Raw genomic sequence first — 224 nt, 5'->3', positions numbered from 1 at the left:
GGCTTATCCACGTCATCCCCCGAGAAGAGGAAGGAACCCAGAATCGTGCGCACTCGGGTGTCATCCAGGTCGGGCGCCGCGGACTTCATGTTCTCGAATACGGTCCGGTCGCCATCCAGAATCTCGTGCTCCTGGGCAAAGTATCCCAGCTTCGCGCCGTGACCGTAGATGACCTCGCCGGTATCGGGCTTCGTCGTGCCGGCAAGCATGCGCAGCAGCGTGGT

General features: G+C 62.1%; 1 pseudogene. It reads right to left on the bottom strand.

The features are described 5' to 3' along the window. Positions 1–224 (bottom strand): annotated as a pseudogene (locus tag AC3E6W_RS08750) (ABC transporter ATP-binding protein); the annotation flags it as partial.

This window comes from Rothia sp. SCPM-O-B-18226 (M350), from assembly GCF_058213595.1.
Note: the sequence above shows the minus strand (reverse complement) of the source record. Positions and strands in the feature narration are given on the sequence as shown.